General features: G+C 63.5%; 26 protein-coding genes and 1 pseudogene. 24 read left to right on the forward strand and 3 right to left on the reverse strand.

Features of this window, described 5'->3' with window-relative positions:
• Positions 1-219 precede the first annotated feature (219 nt).
• The 14 genes from flhA to ACNFBR_RS23820 all read left to right on the forward strand — a co-directional run bounded on the left by flhA (position 220) and on the right by ACNFBR_RS23820 (position 14,439).
• Positions 220-2,349: a flagellar biosynthesis protein FlhA gene (gene flhA / locus ACNFBR_RS23755; protein WP_012273494.1), complete on the forward strand. Its 2,130-nt coding sequence runs from the start codon at positions 220-222 to the stop codon at positions 2,347-2,349.
• An 11-nt stretch (positions 2,350-2,360) separates the two neighbouring features.
• A complete protein-coding gene (gene flhF, locus ACNFBR_RS23760) occupies positions 2,361-3,668 on the forward strand; it encodes a flagellar biosynthesis protein FlhF (RefSeq protein ID WP_416737052.1) in 1,308 nt (435 codons plus the stop codon).
• A gap of 93 nt (positions 3,669-3,761) precedes the next feature.
• Positions 3,762-4,595 (forward strand): flagellar synthesis regulator FleN, encoded by an 834-nt coding sequence (gene fleN, locus ACNFBR_RS23765; RefSeq protein WP_003254408.1) that lies wholly within the window; start codon positions 3,762-3,764, stop codon positions 4,593-4,595.
• Positions 4,592-5,332, forward strand: a complete 741-nt coding sequence (fliA, locus tag ACNFBR_RS23770; RefSeq protein WP_234228935.1) for an RNA polymerase sigma factor FliA — start codon at positions 4,592-4,594, stop codon at positions 5,330-5,332. The genes fleN and fliA overlap by 4 nt, the downstream gene beginning before the upstream one ends.
• Positions 5,333-5,439: 107 nt before the next feature.
• Positions 5,440-5,814 (forward strand): chemotaxis response regulator CheY, encoded by a 375-nt coding sequence (locus ACNFBR_RS23775; RefSeq protein WP_010955070.1) that lies wholly within the window; start codon positions 5,440-5,442, stop codon positions 5,812-5,814.
• Between the two features lie 20 nt (positions 5,815-5,834).
• Positions 5,835-6,623, forward strand: a complete 789-nt coding sequence (locus tag ACNFBR_RS23780) for a protein phosphatase CheZ (RefSeq protein ID WP_416737053.1) — start codon at positions 5,835-5,837, stop codon at positions 6,621-6,623.
• 12 nt (positions 6,624-6,635) lie between these two features.
• Entirely contained in the window at positions 6,636-8,873 is a 2,238-nt protein-coding gene (locus ACNFBR_RS23785; RefSeq protein WP_416737054.1) for a chemotaxis protein CheA, read from the forward strand.
• A gap of 46 nt (positions 8,874-8,919) precedes the next feature.
• Complete coding sequence (locus ACNFBR_RS23790) at positions 8,920-10,050, forward strand: protein-glutamate methylesterase/protein-glutamine glutaminase (protein WP_416737055.1); 1,131 nt, start codon at positions 8,920-8,922, stop codon at positions 10,048-10,050.
• Positions 10,050-10,790 carry a flagellar motor protein gene (locus ACNFBR_RS23795; protein WP_416737056.1) on the forward strand — a complete coding sequence of 247 codons (741 nt, stop codon included), beginning with the start codon at positions 10,050-10,052 and terminating at the stop codon, positions 10,788-10,790. Before ACNFBR_RS23790 ends, ACNFBR_RS23795 begins: the two co-directional genes overlap by 1 nt.
• Before the next feature lie 3 nt (positions 10,791-10,793).
• Complete coding sequence (gene motD / locus ACNFBR_RS23800) at positions 10,794-11,651, forward strand: flagellar motor protein MotD (RefSeq protein WP_416737057.1); 858 nt, start codon at positions 10,794-10,796, stop codon at positions 11,649-11,651.
• Between the two features lie 176 nt (positions 11,652-11,827).
• A complete protein-coding gene (locus ACNFBR_RS23805) occupies positions 11,828-12,616 on the forward strand; it encodes a ParA family protein (RefSeq protein WP_416737058.1) in 789 nt (262 codons plus the stop codon).
• Positions 12,616-13,521 carry a CheW domain-containing protein gene (locus ACNFBR_RS23810; RefSeq protein ID WP_416737059.1) on the forward strand — a complete coding sequence of 302 codons (906 nt, stop codon included), beginning with the start codon at positions 12,616-12,618 and terminating at the stop codon, positions 13,519-13,521. The genes ACNFBR_RS23805 and ACNFBR_RS23810 overlap by 1 nt, the downstream gene beginning before the upstream one ends.
• 41 nt (positions 13,522-13,562) lie before the next feature.
• Positions 13,563-14,042 carry a chemotaxis protein CheW gene (locus tag ACNFBR_RS23815; RefSeq protein WP_003254393.1) on the forward strand — a complete coding sequence of 160 codons (480 nt, stop codon included), beginning with the start codon at positions 13,563-13,565 and terminating at the stop codon, positions 14,040-14,042.
• A 1-nt stretch (position 14,043) separates the two neighbouring features.
• Positions 14,044-14,439, forward strand: a complete 396-nt coding sequence (locus tag ACNFBR_RS23820; RefSeq protein ID WP_012273482.1) for a DUF2802 domain-containing protein — start codon at positions 14,044-14,046, stop codon at positions 14,437-14,439.
• A 33-nt stretch (positions 14,440-14,472) separates the two neighbouring features.
• Here ACNFBR_RS23820 and ACNFBR_RS23825 read toward each other — a convergent pair.
• From ACNFBR_RS23825 to ACNFBR_RS23835, 3 genes and pseudogenes are all read right to left on the reverse strand, one after another.
• Positions 14,473-17,161, reverse strand: a pseudogene (locus ACNFBR_RS23825) (dermonecrotic toxin domain-containing protein).
• Between the two features lie 69 nt (positions 17,162-17,230).
• Positions 17,231-17,572 (reverse strand): EscU/YscU/HrcU family type III secretion system export apparatus switch protein, encoded by a 342-nt coding sequence (locus ACNFBR_RS23830; RefSeq protein ID WP_416737060.1) that lies wholly within the window; start codon positions 17,570-17,572, stop codon positions 17,231-17,233.
• The gene (locus ACNFBR_RS23835) at positions 17,569-19,125 is read right to left on the reverse strand and encodes a flagellar hook-length control protein FliK (RefSeq protein WP_416737061.1); all 1,557 of its coding nucleotides are present in this window, start codon (positions 19,123-19,125) and stop codon (positions 17,569-17,571) included. Before ACNFBR_RS23835 ends, ACNFBR_RS23830 begins: the two co-directional genes overlap by 4 nt.
• Before the next feature lie 169 nt (positions 19,126-19,294).
• On the opposite strand from ACNFBR_RS23835, the gene ccmA reads away from it, so the two are divergent.
• From ccmA to ACNFBR_RS23885, 10 genes are read left to right on the forward strand one after another with little or no spacing between them, the layout of a single operon-like run.
• Positions 19,295-19,927 carry a cytochrome c biogenesis heme-transporting ATPase CcmA gene (ccmA, locus tag ACNFBR_RS23840; RefSeq protein ID WP_012273478.1) on the forward strand — a complete coding sequence of 211 codons (633 nt, stop codon included), beginning with the start codon at positions 19,295-19,297 and terminating at the stop codon, positions 19,925-19,927.
• Positions 19,915-20,592, forward strand: coding sequence for a heme exporter protein CcmB (ccmB, locus tag ACNFBR_RS23845; protein ID WP_013973563.1), 678 nt, complete (start codon positions 19,915-19,917; stop codon positions 20,590-20,592). Before ccmA ends, ccmB begins: the two co-directional genes overlap by 13 nt.
• A gap of 46 nt (positions 20,593-20,638) precedes the next feature.
• A complete protein-coding gene (locus tag ACNFBR_RS23850; RefSeq protein ID WP_012273476.1) occupies positions 20,639-21,406 on the forward strand; it encodes a heme ABC transporter permease in 768 nt (255 codons plus the stop codon).
• Positions 21,403-21,579 carry a heme exporter protein CcmD gene (ccmD, locus tag ACNFBR_RS23855; RefSeq protein ID WP_012273475.1) on the forward strand — a complete coding sequence of 59 codons (177 nt, stop codon included), beginning with the start codon at positions 21,403-21,405 and terminating at the stop codon, positions 21,577-21,579. The genes ACNFBR_RS23850 and ccmD overlap by 4 nt, the downstream gene beginning before the upstream one ends.
• Positions 21,576-22,031, forward strand: coding sequence for a cytochrome c maturation protein CcmE (ccmE, locus tag ACNFBR_RS23860; protein ID WP_416737062.1), 456 nt, complete (start codon positions 21,576-21,578; stop codon positions 22,029-22,031). The genes ccmD and ccmE overlap by 4 nt, the downstream gene beginning before the upstream one ends.
• A gap of 11 nt (positions 22,032-22,042) precedes the next feature.
• Entirely contained in the window at positions 22,043-24,016 is a 1,974-nt protein-coding gene (locus ACNFBR_RS23865; RefSeq protein ID WP_416737081.1) for a heme lyase CcmF/NrfE family subunit, read from the forward strand.
• Positions 24,013-24,549: a DsbE family thiol:disulfide interchange protein gene (locus ACNFBR_RS23870; RefSeq protein WP_027615291.1), complete on the forward strand. Its 537-nt coding sequence runs from the start codon at positions 24,013-24,015 to the stop codon at positions 24,547-24,549. Before ACNFBR_RS23865 ends, ACNFBR_RS23870 begins: the two co-directional genes overlap by 4 nt.
• The gene (locus ACNFBR_RS23875) at positions 24,546-25,022 is read left to right on the forward strand and encodes a cytochrome c-type biogenesis protein (protein ID WP_416737063.1); all 477 of its coding nucleotides are present in this window, start codon (positions 24,546-24,548) and stop codon (positions 25,020-25,022) included. Before ACNFBR_RS23870 ends, ACNFBR_RS23875 begins: the two co-directional genes overlap by 4 nt.
• Positions 25,015-26,211: a c-type cytochrome biogenesis protein CcmI gene (gene ccmI / locus ACNFBR_RS23880; RefSeq protein WP_416737064.1), complete on the forward strand. Its 1,197-nt coding sequence runs from the start codon at positions 25,015-25,017 to the stop codon at positions 26,209-26,211. Before ACNFBR_RS23875 ends, ccmI begins: the two co-directional genes overlap by 8 nt.
• Before the next feature lie 12 nt (positions 26,212-26,223).
• On the forward strand, positions 26,224-26,643 hold the full coding sequence (locus ACNFBR_RS23885) for a hypothetical protein (RefSeq protein ID WP_416737065.1): 420 nt from the start codon (positions 26,224-26,226) through the stop codon (positions 26,641-26,643).
• The last annotated feature ends 231 nt before the right edge of the window (positions 26,644-26,874 follow it).

Genomic DNA, 26,874 nt, shown 5'->3' on the forward strand with positions numbered 1-26,874 from the left:
GTACAAACCGGGCGGTCGCGCGCGCCTGCCGCAGGCGTTACTGGCCCGAAACAGATGTAGGAGCGAGCTTGCTCGCGATGCGCCGCGCGGGCGGCGCTCGATCTCAAGGGCGCAAAAAATCTCAAGGCGAGCACCCACCATGCAAAGTTGGAAGGCTTCTTGCAAAGCCACGCCCAGGCGCCCCCTGGGCGTCAAAGTTTTGCATCAAGAGGACTCGCGGTGGATCGCACTCAGTTAATCAGCAACGCCCGTAACAACCTGGCCGGGCTCGGCCGGGGCAACCTGGGTGTGCCGCTGTTGCTGCTGGTGATGTTGGCAATGATGATGTTGCCGATACCGCCGTTCCTGCTCGACGTGTTCTTCACCTTCAACATCGCCCTGTCGATCGTGGTCCTGCTGGTCTGTGTGTATGCCCTGCGCCCGCTCGACTTCGCTGCCTTCCCCACCATCCTGCTGGTGGCCACGTTGCTAAGGCTGGCGCTGAACGTGGCCTCCACGCGCGTGGTCATGCTGCATGGCCAGGAAGGCCATGGCGCCGCCGGCAAGGTGATCCAGGCGTTCGGTGAGGTGGTGATCGGCGGCAACTACGTGGTCGGTGGCGTGGTGTTCGCCATCCTCATGATCATCAACTTCGTGGTAGTGACCAAGGGCGCCGGGCGTATCTCGGAAGTGAGCGCGCGTTTCACCCTCGACGCCATGCCCGGCAAGCAGATGGCTATCGACGCCGACCTCAACGCCGGCCTGATCGACCAGGCCCAGGCCAAGCACCGCCGTGCCGAAGTGGCCCAGGAGGCCGAGTTCTACGGTTCGATGGACGGTGCCAGCAAGTTTGTGCGCGGCGACGCCATCGCCGGCTTGCTGATCCTGTTCATCAACCTGATTGGTGGCATGCTGATCGGCATGCTGCAGCACGGCATGAGCTTCGGCGACGCCGGCAAGGTCTACGCCCTGCTGACCATCGGTGACGGTTTGGTGGCGCAATTGCCATCACTGTTGCTGTCCACCGCCGCTGCGATCATGGTCACCCGTGCCTCGGGCTCCGAGGACATGGGCAAGCTGATCAATCGGCAGATGTTCGATTCGCCCAAGGCCCTGGCGGTGTCCGGTGCGCTGATGATCGTCATGGGGTTGGTGCCGGGCATGCCGCATGTGGCGTTCCTCAGCCTCGGCCTTCTGGCCGGTGGCGGCGCCTACCTGGTGTGGAAGAAGCAGCAACAGGTCAAGGCCAAGGCCCAGGAAGAGGCGCAGCGCCAGCAGGACCTGCTGCCTTCGCCACAGCGTGCGCTGGAAACCAAGGAGCTGGGCTGGGATGACGTCACGCCGATCGACATGATCGGCCTGGAGGTCGGCTACCGGCTGATCCCGTTGGTCGACCGCAACCAGGGCGGCCAGTTGTTGGCGCGGATCAAGGGCGTGCGCAAGAAGCTGTCGCAGGACCTGGGTTTCCTCATGCCCACCGTGCATATTCGTGACAACCTCGACCTGCAACCCAGTGCCTACCGCTTGACGCTGATGGGCGTGATCCTGGCCGAGGCGGAGATCTACCCGGACCGCGAGCTGGCGATCAACCCGGGGCAGGTGTTCGGCACCCTCAACGGCATTGCCGCGCGCGACCCGGCGTTCGGCCTGGAAGCCGTGTGGATCGACGTCGGCCAGCGTTCGCAGGCGCAGTCGCTGGGCTACACCGTGGTCGACGCCAGCACCGTGGTGGCCACCCACCTGAACCAGATTCTGCAGAAGCACTGCCACGAGCTGATCGGCCATGAAGAGGTGCAGCAACTGCTGCAGGTGTTGGCCAAGGCATCGCCTAAACTGGCAGAGGAGCTCGTGCCGGGTGTCATTTCCTTGTCGGGGCTGCTCAAGGTGCTGCAAGCGCTGTTGTCGGAGCAGGTGCCTGTGCGCGATATTCGCAGTATTGCCGAGGCCATCGCGAACAATGCCGGCAAGAGTCAAGATACCGCCGCGCTGGTGGCGGTGGTGCGCGTCGGATTGTGTCGCGCCATCGTGCAAAGCATTGTCGGCGTTGAGTCGGAGCTGCCAGTGATTACCCTGGAGCCAAGGTTGGAACAGATTTTGCTGAATAGTCTGCAAAGGGCCGGGCAGGGTCAGGAAGAGGGTGTTCTTCTGGAACCGAGCATGGCCGAGAAGCTGCAACGTTCGCTGATCGAAGCGGCCCAGCGCCAGGAAATGCAGGGCCAACCGGCCATCCTGCTGGTCGCCGGCCCGATCCGCGCCATGCTGTCGCGTTTCGGTCGCCTGGCTGTACCGAATTTGCATGTTCTGGCGTATCAGGAAATACCGGACAACAAGCAAGTCACCATCGTTGCCACCGTGGGCCCTAACGGCTGAGGTAGTGGATAATGCAAGTTAAGCGATTTTTCGCCGCCGATATGCGTCAGGCCATGAAACTGGTCCGTGACGAGCTGGGCGCCGATGCCGCGATCATTGGCAACCGCCGCATTGCCGGTGGTGTCGAACTGACGGCCGCGCTGGACTACAAGCTGTCCGCCCTGGCCCCACGTGTGCCCAACGCCGAGCTGGAAGAAGAGCTGCGCAAGACCCATACGCGCATCGCCACTGCCCAGGCCGAGCTGGACCACCGCCAGGACAGCAGCGACAACAACCGCCAACTGTTCGCCGGGCAGTCGCTGACCGCCGCCGAACCGCTGATCGAGCCGCACGTCGATGCGCCTGAGGCTGTCGCCGCACCGGCGGCCGCGCCGGTCGACCCGCGTCTGTTCGATGCCATGCGCTCCGAGCTGTCGGGCCTGCGCGAACTGCTGGAAGTGCAGCTTGGCTCGCTGGCCTGGACCCAGCTGCAGGGCAGCAAGCCGCAGCAGGCCAACCTCTGGCGCCGCCTGCAGCGCATCGGCCTGTCCGGGCCGATCGCCCGCGAATTGCTGGACCTGACCGCCGAGATCGAAGAGCCGCGTCAGGCCTGGCGCATGCTGCTGGCGCACCTGGCGCGGATGATCGAGATTCCTGAAATCGAGCCGATCGAGGAGGGCGGGGTCATCGCCATGGTCGGCCCGGCCGGCATGGGCAAGACCACCACCCTGGCCAAGCTGGCTGCGCGCTACGTGCTCAAGTACGGCGCGCAGAACCTGGCGCTGGTCAGCATGGACAGCTTCCGCATCGGTGCCCAGGAGCAGCTCAAGACCCTCGGTCGCATTCTCAATGTGCCGGTGACCTACGTCGACCCGGGCCAGTCGCTGGCCGCCGCGCTGGAGCCGCTGCTGCGCAAGCGCGTGGTACTGATCGATACCGCCGGCCTGCAGGCCAGTGACCCGGCGCTGCGCATGCAACTGGAAACCCTGGCCGGGCGTGGCATTGCCGCGAAGAACTACCTGGTGCTGGCCACCACCAGCCAGAAGCAGGTGCTGACCGCCGCCTACCACAGCTACAAACGCTGTGGCCTGGCCGGCTGCATCCTGACCAAACTCGATGAAACGGCGAGCCTTGGCGATGTGCTGAGCCTTGCCATCAGTCATGAACTGCCCGTGGCCTACCTGACCGACGGCCCGCGCATTCCTGACGACCTGCACCTGCCACGGGGCCACCAGTTGGTGACCCGGGCGGTGAATGTGCAGCAGCAGGACGAGCCCAGCGAAGAGGCCATGGCCGACATGTTCGCTGATCTCTATCACAACCCACGGCGAGCGGGTTGAGCATGAAGCGTGTGCAAAGTAGCTATGCCAAGGGGCACGCAGAATTGCCCTACGTGTGGCCTGAGTCCCAGCGAGACAAGGTAAAGAACAGACATGGGTAGCATGCATCCCGTACAGGTGATCGCCGTGACCGGTGGCAAAGGTGGCGTCGGCAAGACTAACGTTTCAGTGAACTTGTCCCTGGCGCTGGCCGAGCTTGGCCGCAGGGTCATGCTGCTGGACGCCGACCTGGGCCTGGCCAATGTCGACGTGTTGCTGGGCCTTACGCCCAAACGCACCCTGGCCGATGTCATCGAAGGGCGCTGCGAGCTGCGTGACGTGATGCTGCAGGGGCCCGGCGGTGTGCGCATCGTGCCGGCGGCCTCGGGCACCCAGAGCATGGTGCACCTGGCCCCGGCCCAGCATGCCGGGCTGATCCAGGCGTTCAGCGAAATCGGCGACAACCTCGATGTGCTGGTGATCGATACCGCTGCGGGTATCGGTGACTCGGTGGTCAGCTTCGTTCGCGCCGCCCAGGAAGTGCTGCTGGTGGTGTGTGACGAGCCTACCTCGATCACCGACGCCTACGCCCTGATCAAGCTGCTCAACCGCGATTACGGCATGAATCGTTTCCGCGTGTTGGCCAACATGGCGCAGAGCCCGCAAGAAGGGCGCAACCTGTTCGCCAAGCTGACCAAGGTCACCGACCGCTTCCTTGACGTTGCCCTGCAGTACGTGGGCGCCGTGCCGTACGACGAGTGCGTGCGCAAGGCGGTGCAGAAGCAGCGCGCTGTCTACGAAGCCTTCCCTCGCTCCAAGTGTGCGCTGGCCTTCAAGGCGATTGCGCAGAAGGTCGACAGCTGGCCGCTGCCGGCCAATCCGCGCGGCCACCTGGAGTTCTTCGTCGAGCGCTTGGTGCAACCCACCAGCGCGGGACCCGTGCTATGAACGCCAGCGGCTTCAAGATGTACAGCCGGGCGGCGAAAGACGCCCAGTATGAGCTGATCGAACGCTACGCCCCGCTGGTCAAGCGCATTGCTTACCACTTGCTGGCGCGCTTGCCGGCCAACGTGCAGGTCGAGGACTTGATCCAGGCCGGCATGATCGGCCTGCTGGAAGTGGCCAACAAGTACGACGCCAGCAAGGGCGCCAGCTTTGAAACCTACGCCGGCATCCGTATCCGCGGGGCCATGCTGGACGAGGTGCGCAAAGGCGATTGGGCGCCGCGTTCGGTCCACCGCAACACCCGTATGGTCAGTGACGCGATGCGTGCGGTTGAAGCCAGAACGGGCCGCGACGCTAAAGATCATGAAGTTGCTGCCGAACTCCAATTGAGTCTCGATGATTACTACGGGATCTTGAACGATACCCTGGGCAGCCGCCTGTTCAGCTTCGACGACCTGTTGCAGGACGGCGAGCACGAAGGGCTGCATGAGGATGGCGCCAGTGGCCATGTCGAACCTGCGCGTGGCCTGGAAGACGAGCGCTTCCAGGTTGCCTTGACCGAGGCGATCGCCAACCTGCCGGAGCGCGAGCGCCTGGTGCTGGCGCTGTACTACGACGAAGAGCTGAACCTCAAGGAAATCGGTGAGGTGCTGGGTGTCAGCGAGTCGCGGGTCAGCCAGTTGCACAGCCAGTGTGCCGCGCGTCTGCGCAGCCGCCTGGGGGAATGGCGGGCGCGTTGAGCCCGCTGTCGTTGCAGTCGTTTTCCACGTTGTACCGAATTGAATGAGTGCGTGCTCGGTAGGCCGAGCGCGTTTGAGACTGCTTGGAGGTCTAATTGGACAAGAACATGAAAATCCTCATCGTTGACGACTTTTCGACGATGCGGCGGATCATCAAGAACCTGTTGCGTGACCTGGGCTTCACCAACACCGACGAAGCCGATGACGGCACCACGGCGCTGCCGATGCTGGAAAACGGCCACTACGATTTCCTGGTGACCGACTGGAACATGCCGGGCATGTCCGGCATCGACCTGCTGCGTAAAGTGCGTGCCAGCGACAAGTTGAAAAGCATGCCGGTACTGATGGTGACCGCTGAAGCCAAGCGTGACCAGATCATCGAAGCGGCCCAGGCCGGCGTCAATGGTTACGTGGTCAAGCCGTTCACCGCTCAGGTGCTCAAAGAAAAGATCGAGAAGATCTTCGAACGCGTCAACGGCTGAGTCACGTCAGGGGGCGCGCCATGGATTCATCACAAACGTCTTTGGGCGAGTTCGAATCGACCCTGAAGAAGCATGCCCAGGAGTTGGTCGAAAGCCTGGAGCGGGGCCGTTTCGGCGAGGCGGTGCAGCTGATTCACGAGCTGAACCAGACCCGCGACCGCGGCCTGTACCAGGAAGTCGGCAAGCTGACCCGTGAGCTGCACAGCGCCATCGTCAGCTTCCAGATCGACCCGACCATACCGCAAGCCGAAGAGGTGTCGCAGATTACCGACGCCACCGAGCGCCTGTCGTATGTGGTCAAGCTGACCGAAGGCGCGGCCAACCGCACCATGGACCTGGTCGAGGAAAGCACCCCGGTGCTCAACGACCTGGCCAGCGAGGCCAAGGCCTTGAGTACCGATTGGCAGCGTTTCATGCGCCGCGAAGTGGCTGCGCCGGAATTCCGTGATCTGGTCAAGCGTGTCGACAGTTTCCTGACGCACAGCGCTGAAGGTAACCGCAAGGTCGCCGGCCACCTCAATGACATTTTGCTGGCCCAGGACTATCAGGACCTGACCGGCCAGGTGATCAAGCGCGTTACCAGCCTGGTGACCGAAGTGGAAAGCAACCTGCTGAAACTGGTGCTGATGGCTAGCCAGGTCGACCGTTTTGCGGGCATTCAGCATGACCACGATCAATTGCGCGCAGAAAAAGATCGAGAAAAACATCCGACTCGGGGTGAAGGTCCGCAGATTCATGCCGATAAGCGTGAAGACGTCGTGTCCGGTCAGGACGATGTCGATGATCTGCTGTCCAGCCTGGGTTTTTAAGGAGCACGTTTGATGAGCTTCGGCGCCGATGAAGAAATCCTCCAGGATTTCCTGGTAGAAGCCGGCGAAATTCTTGAGCAACTGTCCGAGCAACTGGTCGAGCTGGAAAGCCGGCCCGACGATGCCGACCTGCTCAATGCGATCTTTCGCGGTTTCCACACTGTAAAAGGGGGCGCCGGCTTCCTTCAGCTGAACGAGCTGGTGGAGTGCTGCCATATCGCCGAGAACGTGTTCGACGTCCTGCGCAAAGGTGAGCGCCGGGTCGACGCGGAACTGATGGACGTAGTGCTCGAGGCACTGGATACGGTCAACAGCATGTTTGGGCAGGTGCGCGAGCGCGCCGAAGTGACCCCGGCCACCCCCGAGCTGCTGGCGGCGTTGTCGCGCCTGGCCGAACCGGGTGGGGCGCCAGCTGTTGCAGCGCCGGCGCCGGTTGCCGAGGTGGCGGTGGCGGCCCCGGCCGAGGCCGAGGAGCAGCACCAGGACATCACCGACAGCGAGTTCGAACAGCTGCTCGATTCACTCGATGCGGTCAAGGCACAAGCCGCGGCCGACGAGCAGATGCAGGGCGAGGCCGTCAGTGGCGGCGGTGACGAAATCACCGACGCCGAGTTCGAATCGCTGCTCGACCAGTTGCACGGCAAAGGCCAGTTCAGTGTCGAGGTCGCTGCGCCGCCGGCCGCCGTCAGCGCCGAACCGCTCAGTGACGAAATCACCGACGCCGAATTCGAATCGCTGCTCGACCAGCTGCACGGCAAGGGCACCTTCCAGGCCGACGCCTTGCCGGCCGCCAAAGCGCCGGTGCCGGCACCTGTCGTGGTTGACGACAGCGTCGCCAGCGATGAAATCAGCGAACACGAGTTCGAAGCCCTGTTGGACCAGTTGCACGGCAAGGGCAAGTTCGGGGGCGATGTCGCCGCTGCCGAAGCCCCGGCTGCGGCCAGCGTGCAAGCGCCAGCTGCCGCCAAGGTCGACAGCCAGCCGTTGGCCAAGCCAGCCGCCGCGCCCGCGCCGGTCAGCAAGCCTGCTTCCGCACCGCGCGCACCAGCGCCGAGCGCCGACAAGCATGCCGTCAGCGAGGCAGAAACCACCGTGCGCGTCGATACCGCGCGCCTGGACGAGATCATGAACATGGTCGGCGAACTGGTTCTGGTGCGTAACCGCCTGGTGCGCCTGGGCCTGAACAGCGGCGACGAAGCCATGTCCAAGGCCGTGTCCAACCTCGACGTGGTCACCGCCGACCTGCAGACCGCGGTGATGAAAACCCGCATGCAGCCGATCAAGAAAGTGTTCGGCCGCTTCCCGCGCCTGGTCCGCGACCTGGCTCGTCAGTTGAAAAAAGAGATCAACCTGGAACTGGTCGGTGAAGAAACCGACCTGGACAAGAACCTGGTCGAGGCCCTGGCCGACCCGTTGGTGCACTTGGTGCGCAACGCCGTCGACCACGGTATCGAGATGCCCGATGAGCGTGAAGGCTCTGGCAAGGCGCGCACTGGCCGCGTCGTGCTGTCGGCCGAACAGGAAGGCGACCACATCCTGTTGTCGATCTCGGACGACGGCAAGGGCATGGACCCCAACATCCTGCGTGCCAAGGCCGTGGAAAAGGGCCTGATGGACAAGGACGCCGCCGAGCGCCTGAGCGAGTCGGATTGCTACAACCTGATCTTCGCCCCTGGCTTCTCGACCAAGACCGAGATTTCCGATGTGTCGGGCCGTGGTGTGGGCATGGACGTGGTGAAAACCAAGATCTCCCAGCTCAACGGTTCGATCAACATCTTCTCGGCCAAGGGCCAGGGTTCGAAGATCGTCATCAAGGTGCCGCTGACCCTGGCGATCATGCCCACCCTGATGGTGATGCTGGGCAACCAGGCATTTGCCTTCCCGCTGGTCAACGTCAACGAAATCTTCCACCTCGACTTGTCGCGTACCAACGTGGTCGACGGCCAGGAAGTGGTGATCGTGCGCGACAAGGCACTGCCGTTGTTCTACCTCAAGCGTTGGCTGGTGCAGGGCCAGGTGCACGAAGAGCAGCACGAGGGCCACGTGGTGATCCTGTCGGTTGGCACCCAACGCATCGGCTTTGTCGTCGATCAACTGGTTGGCCAGGAAGAAGTGGTAATCAAGCCGCTGGGCAAGATGCTGCAGGGCACCCCGGGCATGTCCGGGGCCACCATCACCGGTGACGGTCGCATCGCGTTGATTCTCGACGTCCCGAGCATGCTCAAGCGTTACGCCGCGCGGCGTATTTGATTTCGGTGGCGCACCCTGGCGGGTTGCGCCGCCTAATGGAGTGTTTATGGCAGTCAAGGTCCTGGTGGTGGATGATTCCGGTTTCTTCCGCCGCCGCGTCTCGGAAATCCTCTCGGCGGATCCGACGATCCAGGTAGTGGGTACCGCGACCAACGGCAAGGAAGCAATCGACCAGGCGCTGGCGCTCAAGCCGGATGTCATCACCATGGACTACGAAATGCCCATGATGGATGGCATTACCGCCGTGCGGCACATCATGCAGCGCTGCCCGACGCCGGTGTTGATGTTCTCTTCGCTGACCCATGAAGGTGCCCGCGTCACCCTCGACGCGCTGGATGCCGGCGCGGTGGATTACCTGCCGAAAAACTTTGAAGACATCTCGCGCAACCCCGACAAGGTCAAGCAACTGCTGTGCGAGAAGGTGCACACCATTTCCCGCAGCAACCGCCGGATCGGCAGCTATGCCAGAACGGCACCGCTCAGCACGCCTGCGCCTGTAAGCAGCCACGTGCCCGCCAGCACCCTGGCCAGCCAGGGGCAGGCGCGCCCGGCTGCGCCTGCGCGTGCAGCAGCCCCGGCCCCGGCGGCCTCGCACTCACCAGCCCCCAAGCGCAAACCCTACAAGCTGGTGGCCATCGGCACCTCCACAGGTGGCCCGGTCGCTCTGCAGCGGGTGCTGACCCAATTGCCTGCCAACTTCCCGGCGCCGATCGTGCTGATCCAGCACATGCCGGCGGCTTTCACCAAGGCCTTCGCCGAGCGCCTGGACAAGCTGTGCCGCATCAGCGTCAAGGAAGCCGAGGACGGCGACATGCTGCGCCCGGGTCTGGCGCTGCTGGCTCCCGGTGGCAAGCAGATGATGATCGACGGTCGTGGCACGGTGAAAATCCTGCCCGGTGACGAGCGCCTGAACTACAAACCGTGCGTGGACATCACCTTCGGTTCGGCGGCCAAGTCCTACGGCGACAAAGTGTTGTCGGTGGTGCTCACCGGCATGGGCGCCGATGGCCGCGAAGGCGCGCGCCTGCTCAAGCAGGGTGGCAGCACGGTGTGGGCCCAGGATGAAGCCAGCTGCGTGATTTATGGCATGCCCATGGCCATCGTCAAGGCCAACCTGGCCGATGCGGTGTACAGCCTGGACGAGATCGGCAAGCACTTGGTGGAGGCGTGCGTCTGATGGACGTCCTCAGCCTCATCGGCCTGATCCTCGCCTTTGTTGCCATCGTCGGTGGCAACTTCCTCGAAGGCGGCCATGTCGGGGCCCTGATCAACGGCCCGGCCGCACTGATCGTGTTGGGTGGCACACTGGCGGCGGCGTTGCTGCAGTCGCCGCTGTCGTCGTTCAAGCGCGCCTTGCAGATTTTGCGCTGGATTCTCTTCCCGCCACGGGTCGACTTGGCGGGCGGCATCGACCGCGTGGTGAACTGGAGCCTGACCGCACGCAAGGAAGGCCTGCTGGGCCTGGAAGGGGTAGCCGACAGCGAGCCCGACCCGTATGCGCGCAAGGGCTTGCAGCTGTTGGTGGACGGCGCTGAGCCGGAAGCCATCCGCAGCATCCTTGAGGTCGACTTCCTGACCCAGGAAGGCCGTGACATCCAGGCGGCCAAGGTATTCGAAAGCATGGGCGGCTATGCGCCGACCATCGGCATCATCGGTGCGGTAATGGGCCTGATTCATGTGATGGGCAACCTGGCCGACCCGTCGCAACTGGGTAACGGCATTGCCGTGGCCTTCGTCGCCACCATCTACGGTGTGGCCAGTGCCAACCTGGTGCTGTTGCCGGTCGCCAACAAGCTCAAAGCCATCGTCATGCGCCAGTCGCGCTATCGCGAAATGCTGCTCGAAGGCCTGCTGTCGATTGCCGAGGGTGAAAACCCGCGCTCGATCGAGCTGAAGCTGCAAGGCTTCATGGAGTAACCCATGCGTCGCCGTCGTCATACCGAGGAACACGAAAACCACGAACGCTGGCTGGTGTCGTACGCCGACTTCATCACCTTGCTGTTCGCCTTTTTCGTGGTGATGTACTCGATTTCCTCGATCAACGAGGGTAAGTACAAGGTCATTTCCCAGGCCTTGCTCGGGGTTTTCAACGACCCCGAGCGCAGCGTCAAGCCAATCCCCATTGGCGATGAGCGGCCGCTGAGCGTGCGCCCGGCCGAACCGCTGGTCAAAGACAGCGAGCAGACCGAGGCGGGCCTGGCGGCGACCAATGTCGACCCGCTGAAAACCATCAGCGATGATGTGCGCGACGCTTTTGGCGACCTGATCAACAGTAACCAGATGACCGTACGCGGCAACGAACTGTGGATCGAGATCGAATTGAGTTCGTCGCTGCTGTTTGGCAGTGGCGATGCCATGCCCAGTGACAAGGCGTTCGCCATCATCGACAAGGTGGGCAACATTCTCAAGCCGTTCGCCAACCCGGTGCATGTCGAAGGGTTCACCGACAACTTGCCGATCCGCACCGCGCAGTACCCGACCAACTGGGAGCTGTCGTCGGCGCGGGCGGCGAGCATCGTGCGCCTGCTGGCCATGGAAGGGGTCAACCCGGCGCGCATGGCCTCGGTTGGCTATGGCGAGTACCAGCCGGTGGCCAGCAACGACACCGCCGATGGCCGCGCACGCAACCGCCGAGTGGTACTGGTGATTTCCCGTAACCTCGAAGTACGTCGCAGCCTGACCGGTTCGGGCAGTGCCAATGCTACGCCGGATGCCGCATTGCGCCGGGCTGGCACACAAAGTGCACCGGCAACGCCAGCAACGGTGGCGGGGCAGTAACTCGTCAATTCTCTGTCACCGTGAAATGGGTTCGGAAGGTTGCTGCCGCCCCCCTGTAGGAGCGGGCTTGCCCGCGAATCAGGCGACACAGTGAATGGCACCGGCTTCGCCGGTGTTCGCGGGCAAGCCCGCTCCTACAGAGTCTCGCGCAAGATCAATGAGATAGAATTTGTCCTATGAGAGTCTGGGCAGTAGCCAATCAAAAAGGTGGCGTCGGCAAGACCACCACTACCATCGCCCTGGCCGGCCTGCTGGCCGAGGCCGGCAAGCGTGTGGTCGTCGTCGACCTCGACCCGCACGGCTCGATGACCAGTTATTTCGGGCATAACCCCGATGCCCTGGAGCACAGCTGCTACGACTTGTTCCTGCACAAGGGCGCGGTGCCCGAGGGCTTGCCCGGGCAATTGCTGCTGCCCACCAGCGATGAGCGTATTTCGCTGCTGCCGTCGAGCACCGCGCTGGCGGTGCTGGAGCGCCAGTCGCCGGGGCAGAATGGCCTGGGCCTGGTCATCGCCAAGAGTCTGGCGCAGCTGTGGCAGGATTTCGACTTCGCCCTGATCGACAGCCCACCTTTGCTGGGGGTGCTGATGGTCAATGCCTTGGCCGCCAGCCAACAGTTGGTGATCCCGGTGCAAACCGAATTTCTCGCGGTGAAAGGCCTGGAACGCATGGCCGGCACCCTGGCCATGGTCAACCGCTCACGCAAACAGGCGCTGCCGTACCAGATCGTCCCAACCCTGTTCGACCGCCGTACCCAGGCTTCGCTGGGCACGCTCAAGCTGCTGCGTGACACTTACGGGCAGCATGTGTGGCAGGGCTACATCCCGGTGGATACGCGTCTGCGCGATGCCAGCCGCAAAGGCGTTACCCCTTCGCAGTTCGACAGCAAGAGCCGCGGGTTGATTGCCTACCGGGCGCTGCTCAAGCACCTGCTGACTTACAAGACCGCAGTGCAGGTGGCCTGATGACCCAGATTCGGCAAGCCAGCAGCCGGCCACAGATGGCACTGCAATCGTATCTTGACGGCCTGCTGCAGGAGGCCACCGAGGCAGAAGGCCTGAGCGAGTCGCCGGCAGTGGCGGATGAGTTCGCCGAGGCGGTGCGCGAGGAGCAGGCACGCGATGCCCGCCTGCCGGCCCAGCCGGAGCCAGCCGAGGCCGCTGCCAAGCTTACCCAGCGGCCGTTCGCTGAGCCCAAATTGGCGGCACTGCCCAGCGTCATGTCGGTTCAAGCGCCGGTGGTGACGGTGGTCGAGCAGGCGGTGGTGGCCGAGGCCACCATTGCGGTTCTGGTCGAGGAAACCGTCGAAGAAACAACCGTGGAACCCGCTGTGCCGCTGGTCGATGTGCACCTGCCTGCACCCAGCCTGCCTGTGCCCCCGGCCACTGTCGACGGTCGCCCGGTGTGGGCAGCCGAGCCGTTCGAATGCCTGTTGTTCGACGTTGCCGGCCTGACCCTGGCGGTGCCGTTGGTGTGCCTGGGCTCGATCTACACCCTGGCCGGTCAGGAGCTGACGCCGCTGTTCGGCCAGCCTGACTGGTTCCTCGGCATCCTGACCTGCCAGGCTGGCAACCTGAAGGTGCTGGACACCGCGCGCTGGGTGATGCCCGACCGCTACCGCGATGATTTTCGCCAGGGCCTGCAATACGTGATCTCCGTGCAGGGCTACGAGTGGGGCCTGGCGGTGCACCAGGTCAGCCGCTCGTTGCGCCTGGACCCGTCCGAGATCAAGTGGCGCAGCCAGCGTGGCCAGCGCCCGTGGCTGGCCGGCACCGTAATCGAACACATGTGTGCACTGCTCGACGTCGCCGCACTGGCCGAGCTGATCGCCAGCGGTGCGGTCAAGCAGATGCATGCCAAACAGAAATGACACCGAACACACCGCCAACGGCGGATTTTGAGGGTAGGGGAATGAAAAAGTCGTCTGCACAAGGTTCTGAAGATCCGATCCTGCAGTGGGTTACCTTCCGTCTGGACAACGAGTCCTACGGCATCAATGTGATGCAGGTGCAGGAAGTGCTGCGCTACACCGAGATCGCCCCGGTGCCTGGCGCGCCAAGCTATGTGCTGGGCATCATCAACCTGCGCGGCAACGTGGTGACGGTGATCGACACCCGTCAGCGTTTTGGCCTGATGCCGACCGAAGTCACCGACAATACCCGTATCGTCATCATCGAAGCCGACAAGCAAGTGGTCGGCATCCTGGTCGACAGCGTGGCCGAGGTGGTCTACCTGCGTCAGTCGGAAATCGAGACCGCGCCGAACGTGGGTAACGAGGAGTCGGCCAAGTTCATCCAAGGCGTGTGCAACAAGAATGGCGAACTGCTGATTCTGGTCGAACTGGACAAGATGATGACCGAGGAAGAGTGGTCCGAGCTGGAGAACATCTGAGTTGATCCTACAGGTTGCTGTCATCTTCCTGGCGCTGGTTTGGGCGCTGAGCCTGTGGTTCTTCCTCAACTACAGCAAGCGCCAGCGCGAGCTGGCAGCGCAGCAGGCCGAGGGCGATGCGCTGCGTGACCAGCGCATCAAGGACTTGGCCAAGCGTTTGGACGACTACCAGAACGGTACCGTGCGCATGGGCGAGGCGCTGCACGAGCTGAGTGTGACGATGGCCCCGCTGCCCGACAAGATCCAGCAGCTGGAGCAGCGCGACCCCAATAACGTCACGTTTTCCCAGGCGGCCAAGCTGGTCGGGATGGGCGCCAGTGTGGCCGAGCTCACCGAAAGCTGCGGGCTGACCCAGGCCGAGGCGGAATTGATGAGCAAGCTGCATCGCAGCGGCTGATGAAACGGGCGACGCAAGTCGCCCGCTTTTTTTTCAGGGCTTGCTCCACGAATGGTAGTTACCGATGTTCGCGACGTAACTCAGCGCCTGATCGCGGTGTCTGGCCTGGAAAATCGCAAAGGTCTGGTCTGCGAATATGAACCCGGGATCGTTGAGCGGCGTTGACTCCAAGTTGCTGATCTGGCGCAGGGTGCGCAGCCTCGGCAGTTGCAGGTCAACCACGTCGTTGAACACGCCGGGTCCGGTCATTCGGCTCAATGCCAGGGCGTATGCTTCGTATCCGGCATCGCCGCGTAGCGGCCGGGTGTCATAGAACCCAAGGTTGTCCAGAAAACGTTGGTGCATCGTGTCTGCGATCAGGCGCAGGGTCGGGTTGCCTGCATGGCTGCCGATCATGTTGGTGTTGTAGGCGCAGTGCATGCCCAGCAGTTCGTTGTTCACCGGGCCACCCAGTACCAAGCCGTCAGGCGTCGTGGCCAGCGGGGTTGAGTCGATCACCGCGTAGGCTTGCGGGTTGTCACCCAAGGTGCGCAAGGTGTCATCGATGTCCATATAGATGCCGCCCTCCGCGTGAAGCAGTGGGTAGCGCAATATGTCGCACGCCGAAGAGAAGTTTGCCCCGGAGCCCTCCAGGGCCTGTTCATATTGCTGGAAGTGCGCGGTTGCCCTGAAGTCATCGAAGAGGGGTTGCTCTTCCAGCGTAAGTACCTGCAGCCGGGGGGGCTTTTCCGGTCAGCCTGGCGTAGTTGCTCTTGAACACTTTCGGATTGGACTTCGACAGGTATAACCGGTAGGAAAACTGGGTGTGCTCCAGGCGCTGTGCGTTGGTGGCAACGGTGTCCAGCAGTTCATCGGGGATGCTCTTGTCGCCGACCCAGATGCTGAGGATTTGCTTGGGAGTTGGTCGTACTTCTGCGCTGTTGACGGTGGGTATCGTGATGGGCAGTTCTATGTTCACACCCAATGCGCGCAGCGTGTCCATGCGCATCTGGTTGGTGACGGGGCGGTTGGCCGGGTCCACTGCAGCCAGACCACGCCCCTCGTCGGAGACTTGATAGTAGGTCGGCAGCACCTCGTTGGCATCCGATTCAAGGATGAACGCATCGTGTTCAGTGTCATACAGTACTTTGACTTCATTTTCGCCCCGCAGCGCCAGCAGCGGGTTGATGCCGGTTGCTCGATTCAACGCTCCTCTGATAATGCGTGTGGCCGGCACTGCGGGCTCAGGCGGCGAGAAGTAATCCGCCAGCGCTTCGCCAGGTAACAGGGGAGGGCTGACAGGGCTCAGCGGGTAGCCCCACTGATCGTTCAGTCGTGTGGGCATGACGAATCGCGAACTTTTGCCAGGGAACAGCATTCGCGGGCCGGTCGCTGGCAGCAACGCCAATGGCGCGGCATTGAGCAGGCCGAAGGTGATGTTGCCGACGCCTGCGTCCTTGTCCTCAAGTGTTTTGCCGTTGATCGCCTGATCGAGCCCCAGGCCGAATTGTGCTGCACCGCCTACAGCCAGTAGCGGTACGAGCTCGGGTACGACCAGGGCCAGGGGGGCCAGCAGGTTGAGCGAGGTCACCAGGTAGCCACGCCAGCGCGCCTTGGTCACTTGCGTATCGCTGGTGACGATGAAGTCGGCATCGGCATAGCTGCGCTCGCGCTGGCGTTGGGTAAGGGCTGCGAACAGGTCACCTTCGAGCGACGGGCTGTACTTATCCGCCTTGTAGTTGATGTACTCGCTGGGGGGCCAGCGACCGTCGACGGTGAAGCCTGGGCGGTTGGGCGAGCGCGTGTGAAAGCCCGGATAGGCGCCAAGGCCGTCCAGTGCGGTATCCAGGCCACTGAAATCCAGGCCGTCGGGGGTATCGGCCAGTTTGAAATACTGGCGTAGGCTCAGGCGCTTGTGTGGGTTGCGGCACTGTTCGGCGAACCAGCCCTGCATGGCAGGCATGCTGTCGAACGCGTGCAAGGGCGATGCATTGCCTGGCAGGTACAACAGTACGTGTGGCTGTGCCTTGTCAGTGATGTAGATCAGGTCGGTGGCAGCGTAGCCGTAAACGTTCAAGGGCCTTGCCTGCAGGCCGGGCGCTTTTGCCATGAGCCCTGCCGCTTGCCAGGCCAGTCGGCGGCCTGCATCGCTCAACGAGCCTTCCTGAACCTGTTTGTTGCAGGCCGCGATGAAACTGATTTGCAGTGATTGTTGGTGTGTGGCTTCAGCCTGTTGCCAGTAATCATCGAGCATGGCGACGAAGCGGCTGTGAAAGTCCAGATTCCAGATGAATTGCTGCATGGCTTCGACGTCGACCGGCAGGTGAGTGCTGCTGTCGTAGCGGGCCGGTGCAGTCCTGCGAAACAGGCCGTTGAACACCGAGAAACGGGCGCTGTTGTCAAATACTCCGGGTTCCGGCAAACGCTCGACGATAGCCAGCGGGCCACTTGGCAAAGTGCCCGCCCAGTGGCCCGGGAGCAACTGGCCGATCAGGTTTTTGGCTGTTTCACCTTGCCAGTCCGAAAGCACTGCTTGGGTAAGTGAAAGGCGCTGGACGATGACTGCCTGGTTGTCACGGTAATGCAGGGTGACGACGTCGGTCTGGTCGGGGTCAAGGTCATGACCGTGCTGCGCCAGCCATTGGTGGATTGCACGGTTGGCTTCGCGGTCAGGGCGGGGGATGTGGCGCAGGTGGTTGCGAACGTACTGCTCGCCGGCAGCGTTGATGCGGCTTGTGGACATGGTGTTCACCTTGCTCATTGACGGGAATGGCAAGGCTGAATGGCTGACGCCAGGCGCGGTGGTAGATAACTATCGGTGCTTGCCCGGTGGCAGTAGCGCGGTTACCGGGGTGATGTCGCGCGGCCCATCGGGTTCGTCGCTGAAGCCAACAGGCACTTTGCCGCGCAGTTGCCAGGCGAAGGCAATGATTTCGGCAATGGTCAGGTACAGTGCCTCTGGAATCTGCTCACCCAACTCCAGGCGCGCAAGCAGCCGCACCAGCTCGGCGTTTTCGTAGATCGGCACCTCGTGCTCGCGGGCCAGGGCCAGGATGGCCTCGGCCAGCGCATCGTCACCTTTGGCGCTGAGGGTAGGGGCCTGCTGGCCATCGTAGCTCAGGGCAATGGCCTGGCGTGTGTGCTTCTGGCTCATGCGTTTTCATCCACCCAGCGTTGTTCCAAGCGTGTGCGCGGGCCTTGTGGCGGGGTGCCAGGGTGGCATTCCAGGTCCCCAACATCCAGGCCGCGTGCCAGCAGGCGCTCGCGCAATGCCCCGAGCTGGGTGTCGATCAGCCGCGCGGTTTGCTCGCGCTCCGCCCACAGTTGCCCGTTCAGCCGGCCCTGGCTCAGTTGCGCCTGCACCTGCATGGGGCCCAGTGGTGATAGATCGAAGGCCAGCTCGATGCGCCACAAGGCTTGCAGTGGGTCTTGTGCTTCATGTTGGCGGTCGGCCTGCTGTTGCGGGGTTTCCTCACGTTGCAGTTTGACCTGCAGCGGGACGAATTCCTGGCCGTGACGGATCGGTACTTCGGTTTGCCAGGTGGTTTGCAGGTTACCGTTTTCCAGCGTACCGGTTTGTTGCAGGCTGCTCATGGCGTGGCTTTGCAGGCGAGAAACGGCAGCTGCGGCCAGGCGCAGCAGCTGCTGCAGGTCGCCTTCGTCTTCCAGGGCCTTGAGCAGGCGCGAAGGTAACGGAAAGGCCCCGGGCTGCGGTTTCGGGCTGACCCGCTCAAGCATGCCCAAGGCACTGCGCGCCAGCCCCGGCATGGTCACGGCCAGGCTGGCGGGGGCCAGGCTTGGGGTACCCGCCGGAAGGGCCGGCGCCTGGGCGACCAGCCGTAGCAAGTGTGCCTTGAGGTCGGTGGCGACGCTGGTGGGGAAGCCACCCAGCAATTTCGCTTCGAGGAAGGCACCGCTGTTGTTCAGGGCCTGGGCCATACCCTTGGCATCGCCCAGTTGCCGGGCGTCCGGCAGGCCAGCCAGCAGGCGTTCGGCACTGGCGCGCAGGTCGCCATCGGCGCTCGGGTCGCGGGTGAGCTGCTGCAGAGCGTTGAGCAGGCCAGGCAGCGAGGCCTGGCGGTTTTGCTGGGTCAGCAACTGCTGGGCAATGCTCAGTTGGTCCTGCCTGCCGCTAAGCGGCACAAAACGCAGCGATTGGTCACCCTGCACCAGCGCGCTGAGCAGGCTGCCAATGGCCAAGGGGCGCGGGCTGTCGACGCTCAGGGTGGCACCGGCTTGCGTGCTGTTGAGCAGGCTGACCAGCGCCCGGTAGACCGTGGGTTGGCCGGGCGCCTGGGCCAATGCCTGATTGGTCAGGACTTTGCCTTGCAGCAGGGTGCCGACCGGCACTTTATTGGTGTCCAGGCGAGTGAGGGTGGCGATCTGGCTGGCATTGGCCTGCTGCAGCATGATCGCCAGGCGGTTGCTTTCGGTCTGGCTGACCGTGACCTGGCTACCCTGGGGCAAGGGTTGACTGGCGCTGGCCTGTAGCTGGGTCTGCACGCCGTTGGCCTGTATCAAGCGCAACACCAGCTGAAATTCCTGACCCGTCTGGCGCAACGACACCACTTCAGCCTGCGCGGTCTCGCCGGGGGCCAGCAAGCCGGGCTGCGCCTGGATCAGGCGCAGCAGTTCGCCGGTCATGCCTGCCTTCAGGGCTTGGCTGTTTGTCGCGGTTTGTGCGCCGAGACTATTGATTTCAGTCATGATTGTATACAACCTGTCGAGCCCGGCCTCTTGGCAGCGCGGCGGCGCGTGTAATAATGCCGAGCGCCCGTGGTTGCCAGTATAACGGCAGCGCGTGGGGCGACTTGAGACACAAGGGCTTTGAAGCAGGCGACGCCGGCCCGAAGCCCTACAAAGATAAGGCGAAACCGTGACCCTTCACCTCCAAGCCGCGGGCCTGGCCTGCGAGCGCGACTGGCGCCTGCTGTTCGAGCAGCTCGATTTCGAGCTGGGCGCCGGCGACATGCTGCAGATCAGCGGCCCCAACGGCAGCGGCAAGACCAGCCTGCTGCGCCTTTTGGCCGGGCTGATGCAGCCGACCGCCGGGCAGATCCTGCTGGGCGGCAAGCCCCTGGCCGAGCAGCGCCATGCGTTGGCCAGCATCCTGCTGTGGATTGGCCACGCCGCCGGCATCAAGGACCTGCTCACCGCCGAGGAAAACCTCACCTGGTTGTGCGCCCTGCACCAACCGGCCAGTCGCGAGGCGATCTGGGCGGCGCTGGAGGCCGTCGGCCTGCGCGGTTTCGAAGACGTACCCTGCCATACCCTGTCGGCCGGCCAGCAGCGCCGTGTGGCCTTGGCCCGCTTGCACCTGGCCTGCCCGCCGCTGTGGATTCTCGACGAGCCATTCACCGCCCTCGACAAGCAAGGTGTGGCGCAGCTTGAAGCGCACCTGGCGGCCCATTGCGAGCAGGGCGGCACAGTGGTGCTGACCACCCACCACACGCTGGAACGCAAGCCCTCCGGTTACCGTGAACTGAACCTGGGGCAATGGGCGGCATGAGTGTATTCATCTTGTTGCTGCGCCGCGAAGCGCGCTTGCTGTTCCGTCGCCCGGCCGAGCTGGCCAACCCACTGGTGTTCTTCGCCATCGTCGTAGCCTTGTTCCCGCTGGCGGTCGGCCCGGAAAGCCAATTGTTGCAAACCTTGTCGCCGGGCCTGGTCTGGGTGGCGGCATTGCTGGCGGTACTGCTGTCGCTGGACGGCCTGTTCCGCAGCGATTTCGAAGACGGCTCGCTGGAGCAATGGGTGCTGTCGCCACACCCACTGGCGCTGCTGGTGCTGGCCAAGGTGCTGGCGCACTGGATCTTTTCCGGGCTGGCGCTGGTATTGTTGGCGCCGTTGCTGGCGCTGATGCTGGGGCTGCCGAGCCATTGCCTGCCGGTGCTGCTTGGCTCTCTGCTGCTGGGCACGCCGGTATTGAGCCTGCTGGGTGCAGTGGGCGCGGCGCTGACGGTCGGCCTGAAACGCGGTGGTTTGTTACTGGCGTTGCTGATTCTGCCGTTGTATATCCCTGTATTGATCCTGGGCAGTGGTGCGTTGCAAGCGGCGTTGCAAAATATGCCGGCAACCGGCCACCTGCTCTGGCTCGCCAGCCTCACGGCACTGGCCGTGACCCTGGCACCCTTTGCGATAGCGGCCGGCCTGAAAATCAGCGTTGGCGAATAACGAGTCCCGGGCTCTCAAGCCCGGCAAATACCCTGGATGTACCCTGATGAAAATAAGCTGGACGTGGTTCCACAAGCTGGGCTCCCCGAAATGGTTCTATGCCATCAGCGGCCGCATGCTGCCATGGCTGGCCGGCGCTGCCGTGCTCCTGCTGCTGGTCGGTATCACCTGGGGCCTGGCCTTCGCGCCCCAGGACTACCAGCAAGGCAACAGCTTCCGCATCATCTACATTCACGTGCCGGCGGCGATGCTGGCGCAATCCTGCTACGTGCTGCTGGCCGTGGCCGGCGTGGTAGGGCTGGTGTGGAAGATGAAACTGGCCGACGTCGCCCTGCAATGCGCCGCGCCCATCGGTGCCTGGATGACCGCCGTGGCGCTGGTGACCGGTGCCATTTGGGGCAAGCCGACGTGGGGTAGCTGGTGGGTGTGGGATGCCCGCCTTACGTCCATGCTCATCCTGCTGTTTCTGTACTTCGGCATCATTGCGCTGGGCCAGGCGATCAGTAATCGTGACAGTGCGGCCAAGGCCTGTGCGGTGCTGGCGATTGTCGGCGTGGTGAACATTCCGATCATCAAGTATTCGGTGGAGTGGTGGAACACCCTGCACCAGGGCGCCACGTTCACCCTGACCGAAAAGCCGGCGATGCCTGCAGAAATGTGGCTGCCGCTGCTGTGCACGGCGCTGGGCTTCTACTGCTTCTTCGGTGCCGTGCTGCTGCTGCGCATGCGCCTTGAAGTGCTCAAGCGCGAGGCGCGCGCCAGTTGGGTCAAGGATGAAGTGTTGAACAGCCTGGGGCGGAGGGCCGCACAATGAGCTTTGCCACCTTCGGTGACTTTCTCGCCATGGGCCACCATGGCCTGTACGTGTGGTCGGCCTATGGCATCTGCCTGGCGGTGCTGGCGCTGAACGTCGCCGCGCCACTGCTGGCCCGCCGTCGCTACCTGCAAGAAGAGGCGCGCCGTTTGCGCCGGGAGAACAACCAGTGAATCCGCAGCGCAAGAAACGCCTGTTGCTCATCGTCGGCCTGCTGGTCGGCGTCGGGGTTGCCGTCGGCTTTGCCTTGAGCGCATTGCAGCAGAACATCAACCTGTTCTACACACCGACCCAGATCGCCAACGGCGAAGCACCGCTGGACACGCGTATCCGCGCGGGTGGCATGGTCGAGAAAGGCTCGGTGCAGCGCTCGTCCGACTCGCTGGACGTGCGCTTCGTGGTCACCGACTTCAACAAGTCGGTAGCCATCACCTACCGTGGCATCCTGCCCGACCTGTTCCGTGAAGGGCAGGGCATCGTCGCCCTTGGCAAGGTCAACGCCGATGGCGTGGTGGTGGCCGATGAAGTGCTGGCCAAGCACGACGAGAAGTACATGCCGCCCGAGGTCAGCAAAGCCTTGAAGGAAAGCGGCCAGGCCGCCACGGGCGGGGAGGTCAAGCCATGAACGCGGCGTTGGTGATCCCTGAACTGGGCCAGTTGGCAATGATCCTGGCCATCTGTTTCGCCGCCGTGCAGGCCAGTGTGCCGCTGCTCGGCGCCTGGCGTGGCGACAGCCTGTGGATGAGCCTGGCACGGCCGGCGGCATGGGGGCAGTTTGCCTTCCTGGCGTTTGCCTTCGCCTGCCTGACCCATGCCTTCATGACCGACAACTTCTCGGTCGCCTATGTGGCCAGCAACTCCAACAGCGCCTTACCTTGGTACTACAAGTTCAGTGCGGTATGGGGCGCCCACGAAGGCTCGTTGCTGCTGTGGGCACTGATCCTTGGCGGCTGGACCTTTGCCGTGTCGGTGTTCTCGCGGCAGTTGCCGCAGGTGATGCTGGCCCGGGTGCTGGCGGTCATGGGCATGATCAGCGTGGGCTTCCTGAGTTTTTTGATCATCACGTCCAACCCGTTCCAGCGCCTGCTGCCGCAGGTGCCCACCGATGGCCGTGACCTCAACCCGCTGCTGCAGGACTTTGGCCTGATCGTTCACCCGCCGATGTTGTACATGGGCTACGTGGGCTTCTCGGTGGCCTTCGCCTTCGCCATTGCCGCCTTGCTCGGTGGCCGCCTGGACGCCGCCTGGGCGCGCTGGTCGCGGCCGTGGACCATTGTCGCCTGGGCCTTCCTTGGCGTGGGTATCACGCTGGGCTCATGGTGGGCCTACTACGAGCTGGGCTGGGGTGGCTGGTGGTTCTGGGACCCGGTGGAAAACGCTTCGTTCATGCCTTGGCTGGTGGGTACGGCGCTGATCCACTCGCTGGCAGTGACGGAAAAGCGCGGGGTGTTCAAGAGCTGGACCGTGCTGTTGGCGATTGCCGCATTCTCGCTGAGCCTGTTGGGTACGTTCCTGGTGCGCTCCGGTGTGTTGACCTCGGTGCACGCATTTGCCGCCGACCCGTCGCGGGGCATTTTCATTCTGATCTTCCTGCTGTTCGTGGTCGGTGGTTCGCTTACCCTGTTCGCCCTGCGCGCGCCGGTGGTCAAGAGCCAGGTCGGTTTCGCCCTGTGGTCGCGGGAAACCCTGCTGCTGGCCAACAACCTGGTGCTGGTGGTAGCGGCTTCGATGATTCTGCTCGGCACCCTGTACCCGCTGGTGCTCGATGCCTTGACGGGCGCCAAGCTGTCGGTCGGCCCGCCGTACTTCGATGCCTTGTTCCTGCCGCTGATGGCGCTGCTTATGGTGGTGCTGAGCATTGGCGTGGTGGTGCGCTGGAAAGACACCCCTGGCAAATGGCTGGTTAGCATGATGACCCCGGTGCTGATCGGCAGTGCCATCCTTGCCCCGGTTGCCGGCTTTATCGTCGACGACTTCGACTGGCCGACCCTGACGGCCTTCGCCCTGGCCGCCTGGGTGGTGCTTGGCGGGCTGCGTGACATTCTCGACAAAACCCGTCACAAAGGCCTGGTCAAGGGCCTGCCGGGCTTGGGGCGCAGCTATTGGGGCATGCAGTTGGCGCACCTGGGGCTGGCGGTATGTGCGCTGGGCGTGGTGCTGTCGAGCAACAACAGCGCCGAACGCGACCTGCGTATGGCTCCGGGCGAAAGTGTGGAGCTGGGTGGCTACCACTTCCTGTTCCAGGGCGCCAAGCACTTCGAAGGGCCGAACTTCATCTCTGACAAGGGCACTGTCGTGGTCAGCCGCGATGGCCGCGAAGTGACCACCTTGCACCCGGAGAAGCGCCTGTACACCGTGCAGCAGTCGATGATGACCGAAGCAGGCATCGACGCCGGCTTTACCCGCGACCTGTACGTCGCCCTTGGCGAGCCGCTGGAGAACGGCGCCTGGGCCGTGCGCGTGCATATCAAGCCTTACGTCCGCTGGATCTGGCTGGGCGGTCTGTTGACCGGCCTGGGCGGGTTGCTGGCGGCCCTCGACCGGCGCTACCGCGTCAAGGTCAAGACCCGGGTGCGTGATGCCCTGGGCGTGTCTGGAGCAGCTGCATGAAGCGTTGGATCATGGTAGTCCCCCTGGCAGTGTTCCTGCTGGTGGCGGTGTTCCTCTACAAAGGGTTGTTCCTCAAGCCCGACGAGCTGCCCTCGGCAATGATCGGCAAACCGTTCCCGGCGTTTTCCCTGGCCTCGACCCAGGGCGACCGTACCTTGACCCAGGCGGACTTGCAGGGGCGCCCGGCACTGGTCAACGTATGGGCCACCTGGTGCCCGTCGTGCAAGGTCGAGCACCCGTACCTGAACCAGCTGGCCCAGCAGGGCGTGGTGATTCATGGGGTCAACTACAAGGACGACAACGCCGCCGCGCAGAAATGGCTGGCCGAGTTCCATAACCCCTACCAGCTGGATATCCGTGACGAGCAGGGCAGCCTGGGCCTGGACCTGGGCGTGTATGGCGCGCCGGAAACCTTCCTGATCGATGCCAAGGGCATCATCCGTTACAAGCACGTGGGCATTGTCGACGCCACCGTATGGCGTGAGCAGTTGGCACCGCTGTACCAGGGCCTGGTCGACGAGGCCAAGCCATGAAGCGCTGGTTGGCAGCTGCCGTGCTGGGCCTGAGCCTGGCCGGTGTGGCCAAGGCGGCCATCGACACCTACCAGTTCCGCGATGAGGCCGAGCGCGAGCGTTACCAGCAATTGACCAAGGAACTGCGCTGCCCCAAGTGCCAGAACCAGGACATTGCCGACTCCAACGCACCGATTGCCGCCGACCTGCGCCGGGAAATTTTCCGCATGCTTGGCGAAGGCCAGAGCAATCAGCAGATCATCGACTTCATGGTCGACCGCTATGGCGATTTCGTGCGCTACAAGCCGGCACTCAGCGGGCGTACCTGGCTGCTGTGGTTTGGCCCGGGGATTTTGCTGGCCGGTGGCTTCGTGGTGTTGGCGGTGATCGTGCGCCGGCGCCGTGGTACGGCCGTGCAGGGCGCCAATGAGTTGTCTGCCGAAGAACGCGAGCGTCTCGCCAAACTGCTGGAAAAAGAACAGACCCATGATTGAATTCTGGCTTAGCGCGGGCCTGCTGCTGCTCGCTGCCCTCAGCTTTTTGCTGATCCCGATCTTGCGTGGCCGTCGTCGTCAGCAAGAAGAAGACCGCACGGCCCTGAACGTGGCCCTGTACCAGGAGCGTGTCGCCGAACTGGCCGCGCAGCAGGCTGCCGGTGTGCTCGATGAGGGGCAACTGAGCAAGGGCCGTGACGAGGCTGCCCGCGAGCTGCTGGCCGATACCGACGGCGCCGAGGCCCCACGCCAGGGCCATTTGGGCAAGGCCTTGCCGCTGCTGGCCGCGGTGCTGGTACCGCTGATGGCGCTGGGGTTGTACTTGCATTTTGGTGCGGCCGACAAGGTGGCGCTGACCCAGGAGTTTGCCGAGGCGCCGAAGTCGATGGAAGAAATGACCGCGCGTCTGGAGCGCGTGGTACAGGCCCAGCCGGATTCGGCCGAGGCCCTGTATTTCCTTGGCCGGGCCTACATGGCCGAGCAGCGTCCGGCCGATGCCGCGCGTACCTTCGAACGTGCCGTGACCCTGGCGGGTCGCCAGCCGGAGCTGCTCGGGCAATGGGCCCAGGCCTTGTACTTTGCCGCTGACAAGCAGTGGAGCCCGCAGCTACAGGCGCTGACTGACGAAGCGCTGAAGGCCGACCCTAATGAAGTCACCAGCCTGGGCCTGCGCGGTATCGCTGCCTTCGAGGGGGAGCGGTACCAGGAGGCCATCGACTACTGGAAGCGCTTGCTGGCGCAGTTGCCGGAGGGCGACACATCGCGTGCGGCCCTGCAGGGCGGTATCGACCGCGCCGCCGAGCGGCTGGGTGGAGCGCCAGCGCAGGCTGCCGAGCCTGCGCCCGTGGCGGCCCGCCTGAAAGTGCGCGTGGAGCTGGCGGCCGCGTTGCAGGACAAGGTCAAGCCGGACGACACGGTGTTCATTTTCGCGCGCGCCAGCAATGGCCCGCCGATGCCGCTGGCGGCCAAGCGGGTGACCGTGGCGCAGTTACCGATCGAGGTGGAGTTGTCGGATGCGGACGCCATGATGCCGCAGATGAAACTGTCGCAATTTGCCGAAGTCCAACTGGTTGCACGTGTTTCCCGCGCTGGCCAGCCAACCCATGGTGAGTGGATCGGCCAGGGCGCACCGTTGCCCAGCGCTACCCAGGCTACCCAGCGCCTGACCATCGACAGCCCAGACCAGTAAGAGAGCTATGCCATGCACAGCACCGTCCGCCTGACCCTGATTACCCTGGCTTTGGGTTTGTCTGCGTGTACGGTGCATGAGCCGTATGAGCAGCCCGCGCCACCGATCGAGCGCGTGCCGCCGCACCAAGGGCCGGTAGTCAAGCCATTGCCGGGTGGGCAACCTGCCACCCAACCGAGTAAGCCGGCGGCGATTCCCAAGCCCATGCCACGGACCTCGGCCAGCTTTGCACCACCGCCTGGCGGGGCTAGCCACTGGGACCCCAAGTTGGGTGTATATGTGTTGGAGAAACAGCCCAATACGTTTTACCGGCAGCGTACCTACTATCGGTTTGATAATGGCTGGAGCTGGTCGCTGAGCCCGAATGGGCCTTGGCAGGAAACTGACAGCAGTGGTGTGCCAGGTGGGTTGGGGCGTGCGTTCGCGCAGTAGTGCGCCCTTTGGGGTTCGCCTTGAGTTTTTTTGTATGTTGAAGAACGAGCGCCGCCCGTGCGGCGCATCGCGAGCAAGCTCGCTCCTACGTTTGTTTCGGGCCAGTTACGCCTGTGACAGGCGCGCGCGACCGCTTTGTTTGTACGATGCGATATCGAGTCATGCGCCAAGGCGTTCGCGCGCAAATCCCACAGGCATAATTGGCCCGAAACAAACGTAGGAGCGAGCTTG

The organism is Pseudomonas sp. NY11955 (assembly GCF_048068035.1).
Taxonomy (GTDB): Bacteria; Pseudomonadota; Gammaproteobacteria; order Pseudomonadales; family Pseudomonadaceae; genus Aquipseudomonas.

Coding starts and splice junctions, on each gene's coding strand:
- flhF (WP_416737052.1), top strand. CDS start 2,361: ATGCAAGTTAAGCGATTTTTCGCCGCCGATATGCGTCAGGCCATGAAA.
- fleN (WP_003254408.1), top strand. CDS start 3,762: ATGGGTAGCATGCATCCCGTACAGGTGATCGCCGTGACCGGTGGCAAA.
- fliA (WP_234228935.1), top strand. CDS start 4,592: ATGAACGCCAGCGGCTTCAAGATGTACAGCCGGGCGGCGAAAGACGCC.
- ACNFBR_RS23775 (WP_010955070.1), top strand. CDS start 5,440: ATGAAAATCCTCATCGTTGACGACTTTTCGACGATGCGGCGGATCATC.
- ACNFBR_RS23780 (WP_416737053.1), top strand. CDS start 5,835: ATGGATTCATCACAAACGTCTTTGGGCGAGTTCGAATCGACCCTGAAG.
- ACNFBR_RS23785 (WP_416737054.1), top strand. CDS start 6,636: ATGAGCTTCGGCGCCGATGAAGAAATCCTCCAGGATTTCCTGGTAGAA.
- ACNFBR_RS23790 (WP_416737055.1), top strand. CDS start 8,920: ATGGCAGTCAAGGTCCTGGTGGTGGATGATTCCGGTTTCTTCCGCCGC.
- ACNFBR_RS23795 (WP_416737056.1), top strand. CDS start 10,050: ATGGACGTCCTCAGCCTCATCGGCCTGATCCTCGCCTTTGTTGCCATC.
- motD (WP_416737057.1), top strand. CDS start 10,794: ATGCGTCGCCGTCGTCATACCGAGGAACACGAAAACCACGAACGCTGG.
- ACNFBR_RS23805 (WP_416737058.1), top strand. CDS start 11,828: ATGAGAGTCTGGGCAGTAGCCAATCAAAAAGGTGGCGTCGGCAAGACC.
- ACNFBR_RS23810 (WP_416737059.1), top strand. CDS start 12,616: ATGACCCAGATTCGGCAAGCCAGCAGCCGGCCACAGATGGCACTGCAA.
- ACNFBR_RS23815 (WP_003254393.1), top strand. CDS start 13,563: ATGAAAAAGTCGTCTGCACAAGGTTCTGAAGATCCGATCCTGCAGTGG.
- ACNFBR_RS23830 (WP_416737060.1), bottom strand. CDS start 17,572: ATGAGCCAGAAGCACACACGCCAGGCCATTGCCCTGAGCTACGATGGC.
- ACNFBR_RS23835 (WP_416737061.1), bottom strand. CDS start 19,125: ATGACTGAAATCAATAGTCTCGGCGCACAAACCGCGACAAACAGCCAA.
- ccmB (WP_013973563.1), top strand. CDS start 19,915: ATGGGCGGCATGAGTGTATTCATCTTGTTGCTGCGCCGCGAAGCGCGC.
- ACNFBR_RS23850 (WP_012273476.1), top strand. CDS start 20,639: ATGAAAATAAGCTGGACGTGGTTCCACAAGCTGGGCTCCCCGAAATGG.
- ccmD (WP_012273475.1), top strand. CDS start 21,403: ATGAGCTTTGCCACCTTCGGTGACTTTCTCGCCATGGGCCACCATGGC.
- ACNFBR_RS23870 (WP_027615291.1), top strand. CDS start 24,013: ATGAAGCGTTGGATCATGGTAGTCCCCCTGGCAGTGTTCCTGCTGGTG.
- ACNFBR_RS23875 (WP_416737063.1), top strand. CDS start 24,546: ATGAAGCGCTGGTTGGCAGCTGCCGTGCTGGGCCTGAGCCTGGCCGGT.
- ccmI (WP_416737064.1), top strand. CDS start 25,015: ATGATTGAATTCTGGCTTAGCGCGGGCCTGCTGCTGCTCGCTGCCCTC.
- ACNFBR_RS23885 (WP_416737065.1), top strand. CDS start 26,224: ATGCACAGCACCGTCCGCCTGACCCTGATTACCCTGGCTTTGGGTTTG.